The following is a 20963-nucleotide window of genomic DNA, read 5'->3' on the forward strand; positions in this document are numbered from 1 at the left end:
AGACTATGCAACAGAATGGCTGTGGTTTTACAATCATGAAAGGCCACATACTGCCAACGGAGGTAAGCCACCTCTAATGGCTGCATAACCTCTACTTTTAAGCTGTATTAAAAAGGGGAGGATTACCGGGGCTTTGGAATTCTAAAGCCTTTGATTCTCGTCAAAGCCAACTTTGGTTGAGCATTTGCAGTTTTTTCAGCATCGATGATAGATTGAACAATTGGCGACCGTAGAACCTCAATCAGAAACTTCTTGTTGATTTTAATATTAGTGAGCTTATCAGCATTTTCGGTTAGATTTGCTCCATCTAAGGATGGAGGAACCTCACCAACAATACCAAGTGTTCCAGCAACAGTGATAAATATATCATCTGAACCTATTTTGTATTTCTTGATGTGCCCAGCAATATCTCTAGGAACAAACTTGATACTTGCAGTATCTACTCCCCCGTCAAACATGTCTGTAACACGGATATAGGGAAATCCGGTGTTCTCATCCGTTAACTGGTAACCCTTGGGAAGTCTTTTACCTCCTTTGACTTCTGCAACATCACCAATAGATACAACCTCCCACTCCTCAGGCACCATAACCCAGCTCCTCAAGATACTTAGCCATCTCAGTTTCCAGTTCTACCATCTGCGCTTTCAGTTGTTCACGTTCGGCGCGCACGGCCATCAGGTCGATTTCTTCCTCTTCTTCAAAGGTATCCACATAGCGCGGGATATTGAGGTTGTAGTCGTTCTCTTTAATCTCGTCGAGGCTGGCCACGTAGGCGTATTTGTCTACACTGGTGTTGGCTCGGTAGGTTTCGACGATCTTACTGATATTGTCTTCGCTCAGCTGGTTCTGGTTTTTGCCCGATTTAAACTCACGGCTGGCGTCGATAAAAAGTACGGTATCTTCGGTTTTGGCTTTGTTAAAGATCAAAATAGCCGCCGGAATACCGGTGCCATAGAACAGTTTCTCTGGCAGGCCGATAACTGCATCAAGTAGGTTTTCTTCGATCAGTTGTTGGCGAATCTTGCCTTCGCTGGAGCCTCGGAACAACACGCCATGGGGCACTACCACGCCCATTCTACCGGTGCCCGGCTTCAAGGTTTCGATCATATGCAGGATAAACGCATAGTCGCCTTTGGTCTTTGGGGGAATGCCTCGGCGGAAACGGCTGAATTTATCGCTCTCTGCGCTATCGTGCCCCCATTTATCCAAACTAAATGGGGGGTTGGCAGTCACAATATCAAACAGCATGAGATCGCCGTTTTTGTCCAACAGTTTGGGGTTACGGATGGTGTCGCCCCATTCGATCTTGTGGTTGTCTTCACCGTGCAGGAACATATTCATTTTCGCCAACGACCAAGTAGAGCCAATGGCCTCTTGTCCGTACAGGGCATATTGCTTACTACCGTGGTTGGCGACGACTTTGCGACCACATTTCATTAGTAGCGAGCCAGAACCACAGGCCGGGTCACAGATACTTTCCCCCGGTTGCGGATCAAGTAGCTCGGCGATCAAGTCAGATACCTCTGGCGGAGTATAGAATTCACCGGCTTTCTGACCACCGGAGGCGGCGAAGTTTTTGATCAGGTATTCGTAGGCGTTACCGATAACGTCCAGCGTACCGACGCGGCTGGGTTTTAGGCTTAATTCCGGTTTGGCGAAGTCTTCTAGTAGATGACGCAGGATGTCATTTTTCTGCTTCGAGTCACCAAGTTTGTCCGTGTTGAAGGTAATGTCTTGGAACACGCTTTTACCGGCGTCTTTAAGTTTGGTGCCGTTGGCTTCCTCGATAGCATGTAGCGCTTGGTCGATTCGCTCACCGTTGCCGGGCTCGTGGCGGCGTTCCCAAAGGGTATAGAAGCTGGCTTGTTTCGGTAATACAAAGCGCTCGGACTTCATCATTTCCTCGATTAGCTCCGGCTCATCCCCGTATTCCGCTTGGTAGTTATCGTAGTGATCCCGCCATACATCTGAGATGTACTTTAAGAACAACATGGTCAGGATAAAGTCTTTATAGGTATCTGCGCTGATGGTGCCACGGAAGGTGTCACAGGCATTCCATAGGGCTTTGTTAATCGTGTCTTGATTGATCTGATCGCTCATAAATAGGCTCTGAAATTACGTCAGCAAAAATGCTGAAAAAGAATAGTAAACCAACCCAAGAGGATTGGTAGATATCTGGAGTAGTAAGGGTGTTGAACGACATTATAGAGTCGTGATGCGCTTTGGAATTTGGGCTTGGCATGCGAACTGTTCCATGTGCGTGCTTCGGTATAGGTCGACTATAACCTATTTTTCGTATTTGATCTCAAGCACATACCAGTTCTTCTCTCCACTTGGCGTCCGAACGATTATTTCGTCATCTACTTCTTTACCTATGCAAGCTCGGGCCATGGGAGAATCAATGGAAATATAGTCATCACGACCATAGATCTCTTCTGAACCAACAATTCGAAAAGCCAGCGTTTTTTCGTCGTCATCTTCTAGCGTAACCCATGCTCCGAAGAACACTTTCCCCTCCTGCTGAGGGTGATAATCTACGATTTCAATACCATCAAGAAGCTTTCGTAGAAACCTTACACGGCGGTCAATTTCACGTAATTTTTTCTTGTTGTATTGATAATCTGCGTTCTCAGAACGATCACCTAGGGCAGCAGCCCAAGTGACAATCTTCGTAATCTCTGGGCGCTCTTTTCGCCAGAGATAGTCAACTTCATCCTTTAATTTCTGGTGACCTTCACGGGTAATTAACTTTCTACGCATTTGGGAATTCCTAACGAATACAACAATAAGCAGATATCATAAAGTAGGCTGCGAATTCATAAGCACTTGAATCACGCGTTCTCTTATTCCATCGATTGATAGCACCGATGATACCAGAGTAGAAGGCGAACCAACGACACCTTCATCAGTCGATGACAAGCCCTTTCTATCCATTTCAGAGTCATCTCCAAAGACTACAGAGATATTATCGCGATCTTTTGGTTTACTTGGCCTTCCTACAATTGGTGGAGCAACGACTTTTTCTTCTGTTAGATTCTCTTTGATGTAAGATCCTGAGACTTCTTGCTCTAACCGCTGCGCATAGCTTATTAAATTCTCTTCTGCCAAAGTGTAGAAAAAACACTCGTCTGTTTGATCTTTCGTCACTCGAATGATGCGGCCCAGCACCTGTCGAAAGTAAAGTTCTGTTTTCGTTGCAGACAAGTGACAACAGACCTGTAATCTAGGGATATCAACCCCTTCACTTACCATAGCGATGCTCACTATCCAGTGCTCTGTTCCTTGTCGAAACTCTTCGATCTGCCTAATCGAGTTGTCATCTTTATAGGACACAAGAACAACTTCCTGAGAGAAATGGTCCTCTAGCATTTGCTTAATAAATAGAGCATGAGAATAGGAAGCCGCTACAACCAAACCACCGGCAGCTGGGGAGCTTTCCCTCAGGCTCTTCAAACGTTTTACACCACGCTTTAATACCTCAAATGTCAGCGACTCATTGGACAAAAGATCCAAATAACTGTTGTCATTGTCTTTTAAGAACTCTGCAATAGACGAGTAGGACAAGTGAGAGCCATCAGCATTTTTGGTAATCTTAGTAGCATCTAAAGCGATTACTTTTGGCAAGCGACAAACCTTGTCTGTTACAGCATCGCTTAAACCATACTCCCATTGATAACTAAGGCCTGAATCTTCAGCATCATAAGAGGCAAATGTAATAGGATCCCCATCCGTTCTCCAGGGCGTACCAGAAAGAGATAGGGTAAAGGTTGCTAAGGACGATACTTGTCGCAATAACTGAATTCCCCACGCATTACCCTGAACAAATTCGGAGCCAGAACAATGATGAATTTCATCGAGAACAACAAAAACTCGACTGTTCACCAAATCAGCTAAAACTGAATGATCTCCATTTAGTAAAGACTGGTAAGTTAAGGAAACTCCTACTGAGCCAATACGACCTGAAAAAGGCCTTCCAAGCAGATTTTTGAAAGTAGAGCTGACTGACTCACATATTGTTCGAGAGGGAGACAAGCACACGATGTAGTCAATTCTCCCTGCTTCAAGAAGTATTTTAGCCACCGTTGCAGCCATCACCGTTTTACCTGCACCTGGAGTCGCTAAGCAAAAGTAATGCTTGTGATGGCCAAAATGATCAATGACGCTATTCACACAATCTCTTTGCCAATTTCTCAACATTGCTTTGCCTCTAACCTTTCTGCGGAAGCCTTCAGCTTTCTGACTGCGCTTAACTTGCCATACAATGTAGTAATTCGACTGCGTTCATTGGAGATCATTCCTTCGGCATCAGCAGATAAAATCGGGAATCGCACAGACAACACCCGCATCTCTTCTAGCTCTGATAAAGCCAGAGAAACCTCATTCTCAAGCCTAGCTTCATCCAGAGTTAACTCATCCAATACAGCCTTACTATTTAAGGGCTCCTCTGTAGAGAAATCCGACACTAGTTTCTTAAGACTTTCAGAGGGCTCATACCATCGAGAGTTTCTTGATCCATGCGATGTAAGCAAGCCTAATTTCGTAAGACGATGGACTTGTCGAGCAACAAACTTTTCTGATTTCTCTTTATCGCCGTATGCTTCAAATGACATTGATTTTGCAATCAAATCTGCTCTATGAAGGCGTTTAGGAAGAATGGATCGGATAACATTGAGCATCGTAGGATGCACATGAATTTTGGAGGTCACAGCATGAATCTCAAAATACTAAGGATTGCTTAGTATACAGACTTAAGAGAAACTAAGAAAATCTTAGTCACTATTGGCAGAGAACAATGAGAACAGAGTGCAACCTAACCCCATACCTATTCGGCTCAAAGAAGCAAGGAAACGTAAAGGCCTCAGTCAGCGTGAACTCGGAATACGCACAGGCATGGATGAAAATGTGGCCAGTGCACGCATGAATCAATATGAGAAGGGAAAACACGCTCCCGACATTGAGATACTCAGATCTATAGCTAAGGAGTTAGATGTGCCTTTGAGCTACTTCTTCTGTGATGACGAAACTTCGGCGGAAATTGTTAAGCAACTCAACAGGCTTTCAAATGATGATCGAGAGAGCATTCTAAAAATCATACTAGAAAAAGTTAAAGACTAGACCGGAAACTCTTCTATGCACGCTGTTCAACACCACTCATACACACTTAGACAACTCAAGAAAGAATGTAAGAAACTTGGAATACGCAATTCCGTTGAGTATCGCGCAGAGTATAAAAAGCACCCTGGTTTTCCTGCAAACCTCGAGCGAACTTACCGTGAAGAATGGATAAGTTACTGCGACTTTTTTGATATTCCAGAATTTGTCGATTACCAGTCACTTAAAAAGTTAATCCAGCCAATAGGTCTTAAAAGCCAGGCCGAATACAAAAAATTTCTTCGAGAGTACAGTGATCCGACATTACCTTATGATCCCCAAACTGTATATGGAAACCAATGGGAAGACTGGTTTATCTTTTTAGGAAAAGAGCAACCTTTTCAACCGCGCTACATAACAGAGGGTTATCAAAAGTGGCGTGAGCATATTGAAGAGTTCATGAAGAATGCCCGTGGTGGACAGAGTAAAGTAACAGCTCTATGTCGTTTCGTTCGTCTTTATATTGAAAAATATGATATTGCTGAAAGCCCTGAGCATTTCATGATGCTAGAAAAGCCGTTTCTAAAACCTCTCAACGCGGAACTAGAAGCTTTTAGTGATAACACGAAAGGAAACATCCTAAAAAGTACTAACCAATTCTTAGACTATGTTTTAGACAATCACCTTACAATCGAAGATGAAGAAACTGGAGAGATACTCAGAATTACCGGTGCAAGAAATCCGCTTAAACTATTTTTAACCGATGCAAGCGTCACCAACCCTAATCGTGCAGAGTCCAACAAAGCTTGCTTACCTTATCATTTTGTCAAAAAAGCTAGCGAGTGGCTTCTTCCTAACAATGCTAAAAACTTTCGTTCTCTTAAACACCTTCAAATATTTGATGCGGATTGGATCGAAGTAGATTCAAGCGTAATTGACAAATTTGACCCTGACTGCGTCTTTAAAATCATTGGTGGAAAATACCATATCTGGTGCCCAACTGACTGGATCCACCTATACGCTCTCTTAAGAGTGCCACTGCGTGGTAGACAGATTGCCTACAATGACTCTGGCGAAGGAGACGCGAAGATAGCGGATGTTGATAAAGCTGGAAATATCATATGGCTCGAAAATACGGGCCCCCTTGCGAATACAACAAAGCATCAATCCTTTATCAAAGACTATGGTAATAATGAAATTGGGATGTTTGTTACCACAAATAAGACTAGTAACAATGGACAAGGATATTCTATTCCATACATGCCTGATGATTTAGCCTACTGGCTAGTCCGGTTACGAAAATGGCAACAGAAATACAACCCTATACATGAGCCAACCTACTGGTCTTCACTGACTAGAACTAACTTGAATGAAGCTCAGCTAAAAGCAAAAGGAAAGAATTGTTTTTTATTTAGAGCGTTCTCAGACCAAGAGCCTAAAAATCCATCATCAGCATTAACAACGCGACTTGCTGCGACCTTATACAATATTCAGCCAAAGGATTTACAGCTTGCAGAGTTTAAGTCGATAAAGTCAAACTTAAGTCATTACAAGTCTGTTTACACTCCCCATTCGATGCGAGTCAGTTTAATCACTGCATATATAATGGAAAAGGGCTTGCCAATCGAAGTTGTAATGAAAATAGTCGGCCACAGCTCCATAGTCATGTCGATTTACTATGTAAAGATCTCAAACTCAGAAATCCGAAAGAAGCTCGAAGCAGCAGAAAAAATAGCTCTTCAATCTCAAGCGGTCGAAACTCAAAAAGTCATTGAGAGAAATCAGATTGAGTCTGTAAAAAACACTCTGATCTCAAATAATGATGACCTATTAAGATCATTGACAAACACGACTCCTGCTGGGAATTTCATTTTTAGAGACTATGGCATTTGTCCATTTGCTGCATCTCAATGTCATGACGGTGGAGAGGAAATAAATAGCAGCCAAATAAGATCGCCTGTACCTCAAGGCTACCTTGGCAACCAAAACTGCCTCCGATGTCGACACTTTATAACGGGGCCAGCCTTTATAGGAGGCTTACTTTCAATAACGAATGAAATATTGCTTGAGGCAAATGAGCAATCAGATATCTGCAATCGTATCCAAACAAACATTGAGAAAATTGAAGATGAGCTAAACACCTTAGACGAAGCCGAATTTATTGCTCATACAAAGGGTGAAAAAGCGCCTGCATCAAATAGGAATGTAATTGAACAGAGTTTAAGGCACACAGAATCAGAATATGAAAGTGCGGCAAAAAAACTAGACATGTTCTTATGTGATTTACAGTCATCATACTCCCTTGTGAAGAAGTGCTTGAGTACAACAAGCCTAGATAACGAAAGTAGTGAATTTCCGACGTTAATTAAATCTGATGATGCAGAGGCAATCATCCAAATTGAGGAGTCCAGCCAATTTGAGCAGCTTCAAGAAATTTGTGAGAATGCTACAATCTACACTTCATCGAATGCCAAAAGAGCTATCTACCCTAGGAGTCAACTGCTTGATCGGATGGCCTCTTTAAACAACATTGCCCCAAGCTTATTTATGCTATCAGAAGATCAGCAGTTTCATGTGGGAAACCAGTTATGCAGCTTACTTAAAGCAAGACTTGGAACCTGGAAACGAGTAAGTGAACTTGTCACGGGAAACATAATGCTTATTGATCTTGGTGAATCAGAAAAAATTGAACCCTCAGAAATTCAATTAACCATAAAGTCATCATTAGAAGAAGCAAATAAAAAAATTTCAAATTAGGGTAAAATTTTGAACGCGAAATATTTTCTGGATCAGTTAAAAAATAACAGCAGTAAAAGAGCTCAGCAGAGCCTAGATGCTATTTATCATGTCTGCCTAACTCAATTAAATAATGGAGAGACAGACTTCTCATACTCAACTATATCAAGAATAGGCCAAGATAAAGGCGTACCAAGAGCACAATCAATTAGAAATAAGTCAGGAGAGAAGTATCAACAGTTAATAGCATACTTCAAAAAAGAAGCTGAAAACAAAAATCCTAAGAAACTCAACAGGACTGAAGAGGATTGGGTTGAAAAAATCACCGATCCTACAACCAAAATACTAGTTCGACAACTAATCCATGAGAACAAGCGGTTAAAGTCTGAACTAAACGAAATAATACCGCCGAATAGTTTAATTGAAATCCGAGACCATAGATCAGATGATGGTAATGTAGAAAAATTAGAAGACTTTGAAAGAAGGGCCCTAGAGTCATTACTGAGTGAGCGGATTTTAAATAAGCTATCTCTCAGCATAGACTCTATGGGGGCCTTTAAAGACATAAATAACAAGATCGTCTTCCCGATAGGCACCGCGACGGCCTTGAAGAAATGCCTAAAGAATCTTTAGCCTGTGGTTTTATTAGCAACCACAGCCATTATTTCTTTTAAACTAAGATAATTAAAATTTAATATCTCTTTTTCCAGCAAACGCATACAAATAAATTTCTCAAAATAAGATTCATACTTAATTTCAGGATCACACTCTCCTTTAGGAGTTTTTTCCTTCTCAATTGCATTCAGTATTTTTAAGAACATATGCTTTAGTTTATATTTTGGAATATCTTTATCTTTAAGGAAGACCTCAAGCCTTTTCAGCGTTTTAAAAACCAACCAACAACACCGATGAAGTGAATATTTCTCTATCATATCAACAATCTTAAAGTTAAGCTTTTTATTGTCATCATATGGAATATTAAGTCTTTCAAGATAACTCACAATAATATATCGCAATCTTCTTACAAGAATATCAGAAATAAACAACTTCAATTCTTTTATATCATCAATGGATAGCTTCCGATCATAAACTAAATTTGACAATTGAGATAAAAACAATTCCAACGAATTTGATTTCAGATAAAATAAATCTTTATATTTACTCTCGCAATATTTTGGCTTACTTAAATACCCATTAAGAATCAAATAATCTAAATCCAAATCAACATCTCTAGGAATAAATTCGTCATAAAATTTTAATTTTTTAGTCTTTATTTCATGCAAATTAATTAATAGAAGAGATGAGCAAAGCTCCGAATAGATCTTATCCTCTATCCAAGAACTACCCGACAAGACAGGCCTCTTAGAGTCATATTCTTTTGCTCCTTCCTCCTTAAATTTGGTCAACAATAAATATAAACAGACCTTTAAATGATATGGGACTTCCTGAAGATCAACATTATCCCTAAGGTCATTTAAAAGAGCCTCTATTTTTTTATTAGCCTCTTCCTCACATACTTTCAAAATTGTTGAGATGCACTCTTCGCAGAGAGACTTAGGGGCAAGGTTTATATATTTTTTTAGTTCTGATCGGCTACTAAAAGTAATGGCATTACTGCATGAAGGGCAGCAGCGGTCTAACTCGTAGATCCCAACTTTTGGTGCACTGGATAGAAGATTAGATAGTCTTGTGGGGGTGTAACCATGTTTTTTTGAGACATTGCCAATCGGGTAGGCGAAGTCTCCGTTAGCGTCATCGATCTGCCAATAGTCACTAACTACATTGATCTCTTCATCAGAAAGTTCAGATAAGAATAAAAGCACTAGATACCCTCAACAAAATTAGTATACCATTAATAGTATCTATACTATTTTTAGTCAATTGTTTTTTAAGGATATTTTAGATTTTAGTACATTAGTTGAGGTTCTTTAAATGTTTCGGCATTTTCAGAGCGATCACCAAGCTTAGCTGCATCACTCACTGTTTGGGTTACTGCTGGACGCTTTTCTTTCCAAAGATACTTCAACTCCGCCAACAATTTATCCGCACCAGCTTTCGTTATGTAGGCAGCTTTGGGTGCACCTGGAGGGCGATACCGACTCATAAAACCTCTCAAAGACCATCAATTCAACGTAACGTATGCAAAAAAATGGCGCCGCGATCACTCGCGACGCCACATTAGCAGTTTAAATAATTTAGTCTGCTTTGGATAAATGCACATCCATTTGTGGGTACGGGATACCAACACCATTTTCATCAAAGGTATACTTAACCTTCTCTAAAAAGTCGGACTTAAACTGCAGCAAATCACTTGATTTCACCCAGATTCGAACACTAAAGTTAACCGAACTATCAGCCAATTCTGAGACAAAAATCATGTACGCTGGATCAGGCAGAACACGCTCTTCGTTATCTAAAATATTTTTCATCAAATCCCGAGCTTGGCGAATATCGGCGTCATAGCTTATACCGATAGTCAAATCCAAACGACGTGTAGACTGCGCAGAGTAATTGATGATTGTGTCATCCATTACTGATGAATTCGGCAAGATAACACTGCGGTTATCTAAGGTTTTCATGTAAGTATGAAACAGCTCAATGCGATCCACTGTTCCCATTTGTCCCGCTACTTCAACAAAATCGCCCGCTTTAAAAGGGCGCAACAGAATCATTAACACACCAGATGCGAAGTTCGACAGCGAGCCCTGTAGAGCAAGACCAACCGCTAAACCTGCCGCACCAAGAATCGCAATGAAGGAGGTCGTTTGAATACCAATTTGTCCCAATGCCATTAATACAACGGCAGCAAACATTAAGGCGTATAAAATACTTGAGGAGAAACCTGCAACCGCCTTGTCCACTTTCGACGCCAACATACGTTTTTCTAACCAATCTGCGATACGTCGAGCCAGCCATTTACCAACAAATAGGATCAGTATGCCCGCTACAATGCTGATGCTTTTCTCAGTCAGCCAAGGTAGCCACTCACTCCCCTGTTCAAATAAACTCTGTATTTCACTCATAATTACCTTTCCTGTTTCCATTTAAGCCAAATAATCCACTTTGTGCTGCCACTCATCAAGGAGCGTTTGAAGACGCAACAAGCCCTCTTTAGCAAACACAACATAAGCCTTACCATCTTTATAAAAAGTATTAATGACAAACTCGTCGTCAATGCAAGCGCACTCACACCGAAGAGCTTCAATTTCGGCGTCGTAACGCACCGTCATACCGATAAAAATATGCCACTCGTACTCAAGCAAGTCTCCATTCACAGCGTCGTTCAATATAGCAACGCACCCCTTGGCGTCTAACTGATAATACGGAGCACGATGCTGATGCTTAACAAAAAACACCAACAATGAAATAAGAAGAACAAAACCTATAAACGCGCCAAGCGCTAACTGAACAACCATTACTCAAACGAATAATTCGCTAAATATACTTTTGCACGACGCAAGCGTTCGAGATGCTTTCTCTCTAAGGCTTCCATTTCGGCTTGGTATTTTCTTCGCGCTGACAGCGGCAGAGTATTCCATTGTTCATGTGTTGGAATATGCTGAGTACTCTCTTCCATCTCATAGATAGCCTGAACATCTTCATGCTCAGATAAATCTATACTCAATTGATCCAACAGATTTTTGACTCGAATTGACGCTTCGGTCCAGTTGAGTTTCTCATCTTCCTCAATGGCTTTCATTATGATCCGAATACTATCCACTCGTTTTGCACGCTCTTCTTTCAAGCGAGCTTCACCAGCTGCTATTCGAGCTGCCCGCTCTTTGTTTTGTTTTAGCTGCTTCGCGATAAAGTAAACCGAGGCCACTATTACAACAACGCAAATAGCCAATATGATATAAAAAGCATTAATAGACATAGCGCTCCCGAGTATTACTACAATTAATGAGTTTTCATTCTACACAGGGTTGCCATTAGGATCAGCAAAAGCAACCTTTCACAACTCGATATTACGCAGTGTGACGGGTATTTTCACGTTTGCGAGGGAAGTCCCTTCGCCTCTACCAACAAAGCTTCAAGAGGCGTAAAGAGTTTAGGAGTAGAAACGAGCAGGTTGTCTCCGTTCAGAGCTGTTGGCCATTGTGCCCTTTGTCCACCAAAGCTCCCGACTACCGCACCGGCTTCTTCTGCTATAAGTGCTCCCGCCGCCATATCCCAAGGCTTAACGCTTTCATAGTAAGCATCCATCTGACCACAAGCGACGGCACAAAGATCGAGTGCAGCCGAGCCATTACGCCTAATATCTTGGCATTGCCCTAATACCGCGGCAACACATTGAATTAGCTCTGGCAAACTATCTCGCTGGTAAGGAAACCCCGTTGCAACCACCGCATTACGGAGTTCGCTACGCTTACTGACAGAGATAGGCTGGTCGTTTAACCACGCGCCACCTCCTCTTACAGCATGATACGTTTCTTCTAAGAAAGGCGCATGAACCACCCCTACTATACGATATCCTTGGTAGTACACCGCAATCGAAACGGCCACATGCAATAAACCTTGCGCGAAATTAACGGTTCCATCTATCGGGTCGATCACCCAAACGGGAACGCCCGAATTCAATGCTAAGGTTAAATCTGGTGAAGATTCTTCGGAGAATATAAGGTGCTCTGGAAATACTGTCTGAATCTGCTCGCAAAGAAAGCGATCCACAGCCAGATCAACAGACGTCACCAGCTCGTGACCCAACTTGTAGTCATGCTGAAACTGTCCGTTCGAACGTCCGTTTCGTATGATTTCCCCTGCCTGAAACGCCCAGTTTTTAGCGCTTTCAAGCCACTTTTGAGCAGATTGATCAACCATGGCGACAACTCCTACTCGCAGCGCTCACGTAGCCACTTGCTAATATCTTGAATTTGCTCGGCACACACAGAATGTGGCATTGAATAGGTCATATATTTAACATCAAATCCATTACCACTCAGCAGGTTACTCGCGCGCTGCCCCAATGACGGATCAACAACAGGATCAAGAGTGCCGTGTTGAATCAGGAATGGTGCACCTTCATTAAGATGCCCTACGGACTCGCCGATTAAACTAGCGTCCGCCAAATAAGTAGATAATGCCATCACACCTGCTAAAGGGTACTTACCTAGTAGAGCAACTTGATAGGCAATAACGCCCCCCTGAGAAAACCCTGCTAGCACTATATTTTCACTGGAAATACCCTGCTGACCCAGTTCGGCGATAATCAGCTCTATTTGGTCAGCTGACTCTTGCACATTCGCCATATCAACCTTACGATCCAACGTCATTTCAAGAATGTCGTACCATGCTCGCATCGGCATGCCGCCATTAATTGTGACGGGGCGCATAGGAGCATTCGGAAACACAAAACGAATAGCTTTGTCTTGAAGCTTAAGTTCCGGCACGATGGCCTCAAAGTCATGACAATCTGCACCCAATCCGTGCAACCAAATGACCGCGTGGGTAGGGCTACCTGATGTATCAACCGTTATATACTCTAAAGACTCAGACACGTAACATCTCTCCAAAAAAATAGGCCATCACAAAGTGTGACAGCCTACCATATTTTGTTTGATGTGAAATAAGGGTTGCTTAATGGGATTCAGGCAATCGTACTGACGCAATAGACTGATCGGGCAACAGAGTAAAGCGCACATCAGCGCGCTGAACCATATAGCAAATCATATGGCGGGTAATACGCTCGTAATACTGCATGAACCCCTTCAGCGCCTCTGGAGACATAACTTTGATATCAAGCGTATCAAGAATCCCACCATGTATGTCCAGCAAATGCTCTTCTAACACTCGCTCTTGCTTATTACGCCAATCATATACGATGTCAAAACTAGGTGGCTGCATCCACATCTGCACATCGATTAAATCAAATAAAGCTTTATAATCCGAGGCAAGATGTCGATTCACTTCTCGACGCCACTCGCCATTTGAATCCTTATCTTGCTCTAGTCTGTTTATGGGTGTTTGAAGCGCTTCATCACTCATTTCGGTCGCTCCGACACACCAGCCTTCGAAAAATATTACATCAACTGGACCTGATACTTCCTGCCAACGGTGTACCGGTTTTCGATCATCTAGGGATTTGTCAAAGGTAGGCACATACATCACCTCACCTGACTGCAAACTTTTTAATCGATCAAAGATACTTAACGCAAGTGCCGTATCATGCGTACCAGGCACTCCTCGCGTCGCAAACAATGGATGGCAAGACTTCGCATAACTTAGTCGATCAGACTGAGCCAAGTACAAGTCATCCAAACTCACAACAATCGCGTTTAAATCAAAGCCCTTACGAAGCACATGGCTGACGACAGAACTAAATGTTGTTTTACCACACCCCTGTGGCCCCGCTAGCCCCAAGATTAACGGCCCTCTCCTCGGTCTAGAATACTGACTTACCCAACGTGCAAACGGCAAATACAAATCATCGATTCGCTCAACTAATGACTCATCGGCGTATAATCCCTTCAAGGTTTGCTCGACATCAAAATGCAAACGATCTGCCAATGAGGCTGGTTGATTATGTGTTTTACTTAGATAACTGAATTCTAAAGCATTCATAATACACCCCCTTCACTCTCGCAACGCTAAGTATAGTATCCGTCTATTTTTTAACCAGCGCAGAGAATTGAAACACTTTTGTTATTGTCATATAGGCTGTGATGACTCCAATGACAGCAAAATAGTTGAACGGAAATTAAATTTACTTCAAGAATGGGTGGTATTGACCGTAAACTATAAGAGAAAATGAATGTTGAGGTTTTGCGATGCACGCGAATAAACTGTTACTGATGTCAGCTTTGGCGCTATTTGGTCTACAAGGCTGCACCTATAACCATTACTATCAGAACGATAGAGAAATGATGGCAACGCCCGCTGGAGAGACAGCCATGGCAAAGCCTGCGCCCAAGCCTACAAAGAAAGTTGTAATTTACAGAGTTCACTGAGCTAGCGCTAATCGTAATTTGCCAATCAATTTACGATAGCACATTACTTTATGGAGGATTCCAAATGAGCCATATGGGCAAATTAATAGCATTGATCGGCGCTGCAATCGCTTTGACCGCCTGTAGCGGCGCTCCGCGCATGGATGCTCAATGCACATCAATCGCTCCGTGCACGAATGGCATGATTAGCAATTCGATGGAAAAAGAAGAAGACACTCGTGACATTGAAATTATTGATGTCGTTCCAAAAGACCCAATTATTATCAACGCTACAGGCTATTCTGCACCCATTTCCAGCAAGAGCTTATCCAAGGCACAGGCTAGATTGATGTCTTTGCGAGGCTCAAAGTTGGATGCTTATCGCAACCTTTCTGAACGTGTATACGGTCTAAAAATCGACGGTACCAGTTCATTGAGCAATATGATGATGCAACACGACGAATTACGCACCTATGTTGATGCCTATTTAGTCGGAGCTAAGGTCGTTTCTCAACGAGAACTTGAAGACGGCACCTTCGAGACAGTTGTAGAAATGGCACTGCAAGAAAATTTTCGTGAATGCGTGAGCTCACCTGAAAGCATTCGTGCAAACCCAACTTGCCAACTTCGTTCTAATTATAATATGAGCTCTTCTGTGACCACGCCTGCATCAAAACGCTCTTCCTTTTATAGTGTGGAATAATGATTAAGCTGCTTTTCACGACGCTCTTGCTGAGCATCATAACGTCTTCAGCAATTGCTCAAACAATAGAAGCTCAAGGTGAAGCAATCATCTATAACCAAGATATCGATGATGCTCGCTACCGAGCTACCCAGCAGGCCATCAAACAAGCGACCTTACAAGCTAGCTCCCGGGTTCGTTCTCATGACGCGATAAGCAATGGTTCGCTGTCGTCTAATACATCCATCCAAAGTTCGGGAAGAGCAACTAACACCAAGATTCTATCCGAATCAATCAACGACGATTTACTCAGCGTCGTTATTCAAGCCGATATTTCACCTGAAAGTATGTGCCAAAATGGCACTACCAACCCATACCGAAAATCGGTAGGCATTACCGCATTTGCCTTACAAACACCACAACAAGCAAGCCTAGGGGCCCTCCACCAAATTCCACGAAAACTACCCAAAAGCTTAGCGGATGAAATCAATACGCAAGGCTATTTATACGCCTTAGCAGCTACTAATCTTGCCGTCTACCCAGACATCATCAACGCTCCCACCTCAATGACGAATAATGGCGCACTTACAGATGTCACCCGCATCGGAGAGGATCTGGGGGTGCAATATGTCATCAGTGGCGTCATTCGTGATATTAGCGAGCTTTACCCCAAACACCCGAGCCAAAAGACTCCTTTGAGCAAACTCCTAAGCTGGGCAAACAAAGAAGACCACCAACGCAAGTTCGTATTAGACCTATACATATATGACGGCTTCAGCGGAGCCCTTATATTTCAACAGCAATACAACGAAGTAGGCCAATGGGATACGGATACGAGTGACAAAGTAGGTTTCGGAACCGCCAAATTTTGGACAATTCACTACGGTAAAGTCGTTCAACAAGCCCTTAAAAGCATAGCCATCGACACTAGCGACAAACTTCGCTGCCAACCGTTTGTAGCCAATATTTTCCGAACCGAAGGCAATAAAATACATATCGGAGCCGGAGCCTTAGCAGGAATAAAAAAAGGCGACCAGTTTCAAGTTTTTCGTCGTTATGAGATATTTGACCAGCTACAAAACGCGCAAACACAACTTAATAATGCCAACATCAATGTTACTATTACTCAAGTACAGCCAAATTTTGCCATTGGCGAGCTCGCAGTTGATGCGCGAGTACTCAATGTACAACAACAAGATGTTGTGATTGCCTGGTAAAACCTTAAAATCAGGCTCTTATCTATGCACCCATTAGCTAGGACTACAGTTACATGAACAACGAATTACTTCACCACCTAGAACAACGTATTAACGCTGCCGTAGAAGAAATTTCAACATTACGTCAACGTATCTCTGAATTAGAAATGCAAAATTACGAGCTTACTGAAGAGAAAGAAGAAATCTCCAGTAAACTTAACCAACAATCTGAATTACAAAGCAACTGGGAAAATAGCCTAAACCAGATGCTCAACAAGCTAAATCAATTGGATTAAACACAATGAAGAAACTTGTTTCAGCGGCATTACTTGCAGGGGCTACCAGCGCATCAGCCGCTGGACAATTTTCTAGCTTGGTTAGCTACGACTATGTATTTAGCAAACCATCAACCGCAACAAGCCACACTGCGAGCATGATCAACGCACTTGTGGAATACACCTACCCACGAAGCCTATCTTTATATGGTGGGTTTTCTTTTATTCTACGTGATAGCTTTGAAAGCGCGTTAACCGTTGGCACACGCCTTTACACACCTACACCAATGTTTTATTGGGGAGGTAGCATCCCTATCTGGAGCTACGTCGGGGTCGGCGCTTATTTAGTAGACAACACCGCGTTTTACCCTGAAGCAGGCATTCGTTTTGGCGTAACGAACAACACACGCCTCGATGTTTTCATGAAAGTGCTTAACAGCAGCAACAACACCGCCTACGACAAACACGCGACAATTGGTGTAGGACTAACGTTCTAATATAATGAAGTTGTTTTTAATTTTTACTATTAGCATCGCCCTAGTTGGCGCATATCGCTGGTGGGATTCAAGCTCTGTTGAAATCGTGTTGCCATCAACAAAGCAGCTCAATGAAATGGTTGGTCGTGATGAAGCGCCAAAGGTGCCTCTACCCAACAGATCATCTGGAAATTAATCTTTATGAATCGATTAATCACAGTTTTAGAAGAAAGAATCGATGACCTGATCGCGCAGCTCGCTGATGCAAAGAAGGAAATTGAGCGTTTAAATGAAAACGCCCCAAACAATCACCTGGACGTGCCGCGCCCAAGCGATGCAACATTGGATTTACTATCCTCTATGACTAAGCGTTCAACCGAAGATCAATTGCAGCTCTACATTGAAGACTCTCTTGATCTACTGAACCCTTCGCAAAATAAGTCGGCTGACACTGACTTAGACAACCAACTCAGTTTTGACCTACTTCATCAAGAACAAGGCACTGGGACCAACGCAGACCACGAAGAAACGAAAGAATCTCCTATGACTACTGAACAAAATCTTACGCCTAACGCTGATGAACAAGAGACGGCTACAACAACAGAAGTAGAGCAAACTTCTGCTGCACCTGCCACTAGCAATACTCCTGAGAAACCAGCCCTCAGTGCAGAAGAGAAGCGACGCCAAAAAAACCAAAAGAACAACCGTCGACTTATTCGTATGCTCGAAGAGCGTTACCCTAAAGCGTTCGACTGGAACAACCCTCGACCTCTCAAAGTCGGTATCGACAAAGATATGACACTTGATGAAGAGTTTAATGAGAGTAAGCAGAAGCGCGCTATGGCAGCGTATACACGATCCGATCGTTACAAAAAGTGCCTCCTGTCGGGACAACCTCGTATCGATCTAGAGGGTGTTGCGGTCAGTAACGAGCCAGCACTACCGAATGCCAAAAAGCCCAACGAGCAGAAAAAGCCTATGCCAAAAGGCAAACGCCCAAACCAAGCCGCTCAACATAAAGGCAAGGGCAAAGACCAAAAAGGTCACCCTCAAAGAAAACCAAAAGCTGAGCCAAAGTCAGACCCTCAATTTGACAACCTATCTCCAGCAGAGCGCATGCAGGCTAAATTGGCGCAATTGCTAAATAAAAACTAAAAAAGTATTTACAAAGTACAGCGCGGCCTATACTATATGCCGCGCTGCTGTGGAGGGGTTCCCGAGTGGCCAAAGGGAGCAGATTGTAAATCTGCCACGAAAGTTTCGGTGGTTCGAATCCACCTCCCTCCACCATTTCTCTTTTCTTCGGCTTTTCCGCCAAATATCAAGACCTTACTTACTACCCAATCAACATCCAGATTTCGTACAAGCCACCACGCCTACACTACACATAAACTTATCACCACAGAACCGTCACTCTCACTCAGCACGCTCTGCTTTTACGAACACAAGCAGTAAGCAGTAAGCAGTAAGCAGTAAGCAGTAAGCAGTAAGCAGTAAGCAGTAAGCAGTAAGCAGTAAGCAGTAAATTTTAGATATCTAGAAGAGAGAAGAAAAGAAGAATGGTGGGTCGTACTGGATTCGAACCAGTGACCAATTGATTAAAAGTCAACTGCTCTACCAACTGAGCTAACGACCCATTCTTTGGTTGTCACACCAAGATTTCTGATGGTCGGAGTAGAGGGATTCGAACCCCCGACATCCTGCTCCCAAAGCAGGCGCGCTACCAGACTGCGCTATACTCCGATGGCTCCCTGAACTGGACTCGAACCAGTGACCTAATGATTAACAGTCATTTGCTCTACCAACTGAGCTATCAGGGAATGGAATCAGAAATAGGAGAAACATGAAGTTTCAGAACATAGTTGGTGGGTCGTACTGGATTCGAACCAGTGACCAATTGATTAAAAGTCAACTGCTCTACCAACTGAGCTAACGACCCAACTATGCGGTAATGGGGTGGACGATGGGGCTCGAACCCACGACCGATGGAATCACAATCCATAGCTCTACCAACTGAGCTACGCCCACCATCACCATTAGATATAATTAGTGGTCGGAGTAGAGGGATTCGAACCCCCGACATCCTGCTCCCAAAGCAGGCGCGCTACCAGACTGCGCTATACTCCGATGGCTCCCTGAACTGGACTCGAACCAGTGACCTAATGATTAACAGTCATTTGCTCTACCAACTGAGCTATCAGGGAACAACTAATTTTTACTCACAACTAACTTCCTAAAAGGAAGATGGCGGAGGAGGAGAGATTCGAACTCTCGGAAGGCTACTAACCTTCGCCGGTTTTCAAGACCGGTGCATTAAACCGCTCTGCCACCCCTCCGTTGCGAGCGAGGTGTATATTACGGATTCTAAATTTCAGTGCAACACTTTTTTGAATTTTTTTTAATTTTTTTGTGATACATAATTTTGATCTGCACCAGGGCGAATCCAAACGTTGGAAAACCAATAATAGTGACGCCCCGACATATCGGGCATAGTACAGTTAATACGGCCACGACCTACACCAAATGCTTTGTCTGCAGATGCCTCAACAGTATGACTATCTACCCAGTTCAACGCTGCTTTACCTTGCCCAGAGACATAGCATGCTAAATCCTTCAGACGATACTTACCCTCTTTAAAGGTCATCTGTAGCTGAACAGGCAAATCAGTAGCAAAATCTCCGCCGGTTTCAACATCTGCCAAAGGCATCGGTTTCGCATTGAGCTTTGTTTTCAGCGTAGAAAGCTTTGCGTAGTTCCCTGCTGCAGGGAATCTCGGCAAGTCAGCAAAGTTAGAATCTTTACTTACCACGCCAGATTGCTGACCAAAGGCAATCATTCCCCTCTCTTTTATCAGAGCTCGAATCTCTGTGTTAGATTCTCCATATGGATAAGCCAGCATTTTAGGGCTGTGACCCAAATTCTTCTCCAAAGCCACTTCAACGTCAGAAAGCTCTTTGCTCATACGATCTAACCATTGCTCATGACTCTCCCCTTCTTCTAGACGCAACATGTAAGGGTGACTAAAAGTATGGTTTGCAAATACGCCTCCAGACTGCTCCATTTCCTTCATCTGATCCCAAGTCAGAAAGTTACGGTTTTTCTGAACAATAGGTTGAGTATTAATAAAAACAGTAAACGGGAATCCATGCTCTTTCATGATCGGAAATCCATTCTGGTAGATATTCCGATACGCATCATCAAATGTAATAGCAACCGCTTTTTCTGGCAGCTCAACACCTTCTTGAATATCTTTTAACGCTTGCGAGAGATCTAACACTTGAAACCCAGCCTCAGCTAAATATTCCATATGCCCCCTAAACTCTTCAGGTGACAGTGAAGTTGACCGAGGCGTAGAGGCGCTAACATGGTGGTACTGCAAGATCGGCAGGTAATCTTGCGCCATTACCACAGAAGTACTGAGAACCGCTGCTCCCACTAGCGCTATTTTTTTTAAAGACATGCTTTTTCCCTAATATTAAAAATACTTATCACTATTGTACGCGACAACGCCAAGCACCAACAATAAAGCAACTGTTATGGTCATTCTGTACTACGACTGCATCTACCCTACTTAGATCATC

At 43.0% G+C, this 20963-nt stretch carries 24 protein-coding genes and 9 tRNA genes; 11 read left to right on the plus strand and 22 right to left on the minus strand.

Annotation, left to right across the window (positions count from 1 at the left end):
- Positions 1 to 88, plus strand: an 88-nt coding sequence (locus DN730_RS17900) for an integrase core domain-containing protein (RefSeq protein ID WP_147290581.1), incomplete at its 5' end; no start/stop codon positions are given.
- A gap of 34 nt (positions 89 to 122) precedes the next feature.
- On the opposite strand, the gene DN730_RS17905 is transcribed toward DN730_RS17900, so the two are convergent.
- The 5 genes from DN730_RS17905 to DN730_RS17925 form a co-directional block, all read right to left on the minus strand.
- Positions 123 to 587, minus strand: a complete 465-nt coding sequence (locus DN730_RS17905; RefSeq protein WP_115469507.1) for a restriction endonuclease subunit S — start codon at positions 585 to 587, stop codon at positions 123 to 125.
- Entirely contained in the window at positions 577 to 2100 is a 1524-nt protein-coding gene (locus DN730_RS17910; RefSeq protein WP_115469508.1) for a type I restriction-modification system subunit M, read from the minus strand. Before DN730_RS17910 ends, DN730_RS17905 begins: the two co-directional genes overlap by 11 nt.
- Positions 2101 to 2286: 186 nt before the next feature.
- On the minus strand, positions 2287 to 2760 hold the full coding sequence (gene greB, locus DN730_RS17915) for a transcription elongation factor GreB (protein ID WP_115469509.1): 474 nt from the start codon (positions 2758 to 2760) through the stop codon (positions 2287 to 2289).
- 36 nt (positions 2761 to 2796) lie between these two features.
- Positions 2797 to 4170, minus strand: a complete 1374-nt coding sequence (locus tag DN730_RS17920) for a DEAD/DEAH box helicase (RefSeq protein WP_158541237.1) — start codon at positions 4168 to 4170, stop codon at positions 2797 to 2799.
- Between the two features lie 20 nt (positions 4171 to 4190).
- Positions 4191 to 4706 (minus strand): hypothetical protein, encoded by a 516-nt coding sequence (locus DN730_RS17925; RefSeq protein WP_147290595.1) that lies wholly within the window; start codon positions 4704 to 4706, stop codon positions 4191 to 4193.
- Between the two features lie 97 nt (positions 4707 to 4803).
- On the opposite strand from DN730_RS17925, the gene DN730_RS17930 reads away from it, so the two are divergent.
- From DN730_RS17930 to gmtX, 3 genes are read left to right on the plus strand one after another with little or no spacing between them, the layout of a single operon-like run.
- Positions 4804 to 5115, plus strand: a complete 312-nt coding sequence (locus DN730_RS17930; RefSeq protein WP_115469512.1) for a helix-turn-helix domain-containing protein — start codon at positions 4804 to 4806, stop codon at positions 5113 to 5115.
- A 15-nt stretch (positions 5116 to 5130) separates the two neighbouring features.
- Positions 5131 to 7848 carry a gamma-mobile-trio integrase GmtZ gene (gene gmtZ / locus DN730_RS17935; protein ID WP_115469513.1) on the plus strand — a complete coding sequence of 906 codons (2718 nt, stop codon included), beginning with the start codon at positions 5131 to 5133 and terminating at the stop codon, positions 7846 to 7848.
- Between the two features lie 9 nt (positions 7849 to 7857).
- On the plus strand, positions 7858 to 8460 hold the full coding sequence (gene gmtX / locus DN730_RS17940; RefSeq protein WP_115469514.1) for a gamma-mobile-trio protein GmtX: 603 nt from the start codon (positions 7858 to 7860) through the stop codon (positions 8458 to 8460).
- Here the strand turns inward: gmtX and DN730_RS17945 are convergent.
- The 8 genes from DN730_RS17945 to DN730_RS17980 all read right to left on the minus strand — a co-directional run bounded on the left by DN730_RS17945 (position 8457) and on the right by DN730_RS17980 (position 14388).
- On the minus strand, positions 8457 to 9650 hold the full coding sequence (locus DN730_RS17945; protein ID WP_115469515.1) for a hypothetical protein: 1194 nt from the start codon (positions 9648 to 9650) through the stop codon (positions 8457 to 8459). The two genes, gmtX and DN730_RS17945, sit on opposite strands and share 4 nt — an antisense overlap.
- A gap of 83 nt (positions 9651 to 9733) precedes the next feature.
- Complete coding sequence (locus DN730_RS17950) at positions 9734 to 9931, minus strand: transcription elongation factor GreB (protein ID WP_115469516.1); 198 nt, start codon at positions 9929 to 9931, stop codon at positions 9734 to 9736.
- 91 nt (positions 9932 to 10022) lie between these two features.
- Positions 10023 to 10850: a mechanosensitive ion channel family protein gene (locus DN730_RS17955; protein WP_115469517.1), complete on the minus strand. Its 828-nt coding sequence runs from the start codon at positions 10848 to 10850 to the stop codon at positions 10023 to 10025.
- Between the two features lie 21 nt (positions 10851 to 10871).
- Positions 10872 to 11243, minus strand: a complete 372-nt coding sequence (locus DN730_RS17960; protein ID WP_115469518.1) for a hypothetical protein — start codon at positions 11241 to 11243, stop codon at positions 10872 to 10874.
- Complete coding sequence (locus DN730_RS17965) at positions 11243 to 11704, minus strand: DUF2489 domain-containing protein (RefSeq protein ID WP_115469519.1); 462 nt, start codon at positions 11702 to 11704, stop codon at positions 11243 to 11245. Before DN730_RS17965 ends, DN730_RS17960 begins: the two co-directional genes overlap by 1 nt.
- 113 nt (positions 11705 to 11817) lie before the next feature.
- On the minus strand, positions 11818 to 12648 hold the full coding sequence (locus DN730_RS17970) for an inositol monophosphatase family protein (RefSeq protein ID WP_115469520.1): 831 nt from the start codon (positions 12646 to 12648) through the stop codon (positions 11818 to 11820).
- An 11-nt stretch (positions 12649 to 12659) separates the two neighbouring features.
- Entirely contained in the window at positions 12660 to 13325 is a 666-nt protein-coding gene (locus tag DN730_RS17975) for an alpha/beta hydrolase (protein ID WP_115469521.1), read from the minus strand.
- A 79-nt stretch (positions 13326 to 13404) separates the two neighbouring features.
- Positions 13405 to 14388 carry a hypothetical protein gene (locus DN730_RS17980; RefSeq protein WP_115469522.1) on the minus strand — a complete coding sequence of 328 codons (984 nt, stop codon included), beginning with the start codon at positions 14386 to 14388 and terminating at the stop codon, positions 13405 to 13407.
- A 206-nt stretch (positions 14389 to 14594) separates the two neighbouring features.
- On the opposite strand from DN730_RS17980, the gene DN730_RS17985 reads away from it, so the two are divergent.
- The 7 genes from DN730_RS17985 (at position 14595) to DN730_RS18015 (ending at position 18672) form a co-directional block, all read left to right on the plus strand.
- A complete protein-coding gene (locus DN730_RS17985) occupies positions 14595 to 14774 on the plus strand; it encodes a hypothetical protein (protein ID WP_115469523.1) in 180 nt (59 codons plus the stop codon).
- 64 nt (positions 14775 to 14838) lie between these two features.
- The gene (locus DN730_RS17990) at positions 14839 to 15456 is read left to right on the plus strand and encodes an LPP20 family lipoprotein (protein WP_115469524.1); all 618 of its coding nucleotides are present in this window, start codon (positions 14839 to 14841) and stop codon (positions 15454 to 15456) included.
- Positions 15456 to 16652 carry a flagellar assembly protein FlgT gene (locus tag DN730_RS17995; protein ID WP_115469525.1) on the plus strand — a complete coding sequence of 399 codons (1197 nt, stop codon included), beginning with the start codon at positions 15456 to 15458 and terminating at the stop codon, positions 16650 to 16652. Before DN730_RS17990 ends, DN730_RS17995 begins: the two co-directional genes overlap by 1 nt.
- A gap of 53 nt (positions 16653 to 16705) precedes the next feature.
- Complete coding sequence (locus DN730_RS18000; protein ID WP_115469526.1) at positions 16706 to 16927, plus strand: cell division protein ZapB; 222 nt, start codon at positions 16706 to 16708, stop codon at positions 16925 to 16927.
- 5 nt (positions 16928 to 16932) lie between these two features.
- Positions 16933 to 17403 carry a hypothetical protein gene (locus DN730_RS18005; protein ID WP_115469527.1) on the plus strand — a complete coding sequence of 157 codons (471 nt, stop codon included), beginning with the start codon at positions 16933 to 16935 and terminating at the stop codon, positions 17401 to 17403.
- A 180-nt stretch (positions 17404 to 17583) separates the two neighbouring features.
- Positions 17584 to 18537 (plus strand): ProQ/FINO family protein, encoded by a 954-nt coding sequence (locus tag DN730_RS18010; RefSeq protein WP_115469528.1) that lies wholly within the window; start codon positions 17584 to 17586, stop codon positions 18535 to 18537.
- 51 nt (positions 18538 to 18588) lie between these two features.
- A tRNA-Tyr gene (locus tag DN730_RS18015) sits at positions 18589 to 18672 on the plus strand.
- A gap of 270 nt (positions 18673 to 18942) precedes the next feature.
- Here the strand turns inward: DN730_RS18015 and DN730_RS18020 are convergent.
- From DN730_RS18020 to DN730_RS18060, 9 genes are all read right to left on the minus strand, one after another.
- Positions 18943 to 19018, minus strand: a tRNA-Lys gene (locus DN730_RS18020).
- 30 nt (positions 19019 to 19048) lie between these two features.
- Positions 19049 to 19125 (minus strand) — tRNA-Pro (locus DN730_RS18025).
- A 1-nt stretch (position 19126) separates the two neighbouring features.
- Positions 19127 to 19202 (minus strand) — tRNA-Asn (locus DN730_RS18030).
- A 43-nt stretch (positions 19203 to 19245) separates the two neighbouring features.
- A tRNA-Lys gene (locus tag DN730_RS18035) sits at positions 19246 to 19321 on the minus strand.
- 13 nt (positions 19322 to 19334) lie between these two features.
- Positions 19335 to 19410 (minus strand) — tRNA-His (locus DN730_RS18040).
- Between the two features lie 22 nt (positions 19411 to 19432).
- Positions 19433 to 19509: transfer RNA gene (locus tag DN730_RS18045), tRNA-Pro, on the minus strand.
- 1 nt (position 19510) lies between these two features.
- A tRNA-Asn gene (locus DN730_RS18050) sits at positions 19511 to 19586 on the minus strand.
- 41 nt (positions 19587 to 19627) lie between these two features.
- Positions 19628 to 19718 (minus strand) — tRNA-Ser (locus tag DN730_RS18055).
- Between the two features lie 62 nt (positions 19719 to 19780).
- A complete protein-coding gene (locus tag DN730_RS18060) occupies positions 19781 to 20842 on the minus strand; it encodes a polysaccharide deacetylase family protein (protein WP_115469529.1) in 1062 nt (353 codons plus the stop codon).
- Positions 20843 to 20963: the final 121 nt, after the last annotated feature.

Origin of the sequence: Marinomonas piezotolerans, from assembly GCF_003362755.1 — a bacterium.
In the GTDB taxonomy this organism is placed as follows: Bacteria; Pseudomonadota; Gammaproteobacteria; order Pseudomonadales; family Marinomonadaceae; genus Marinomonas; species Marinomonas piezotolerans.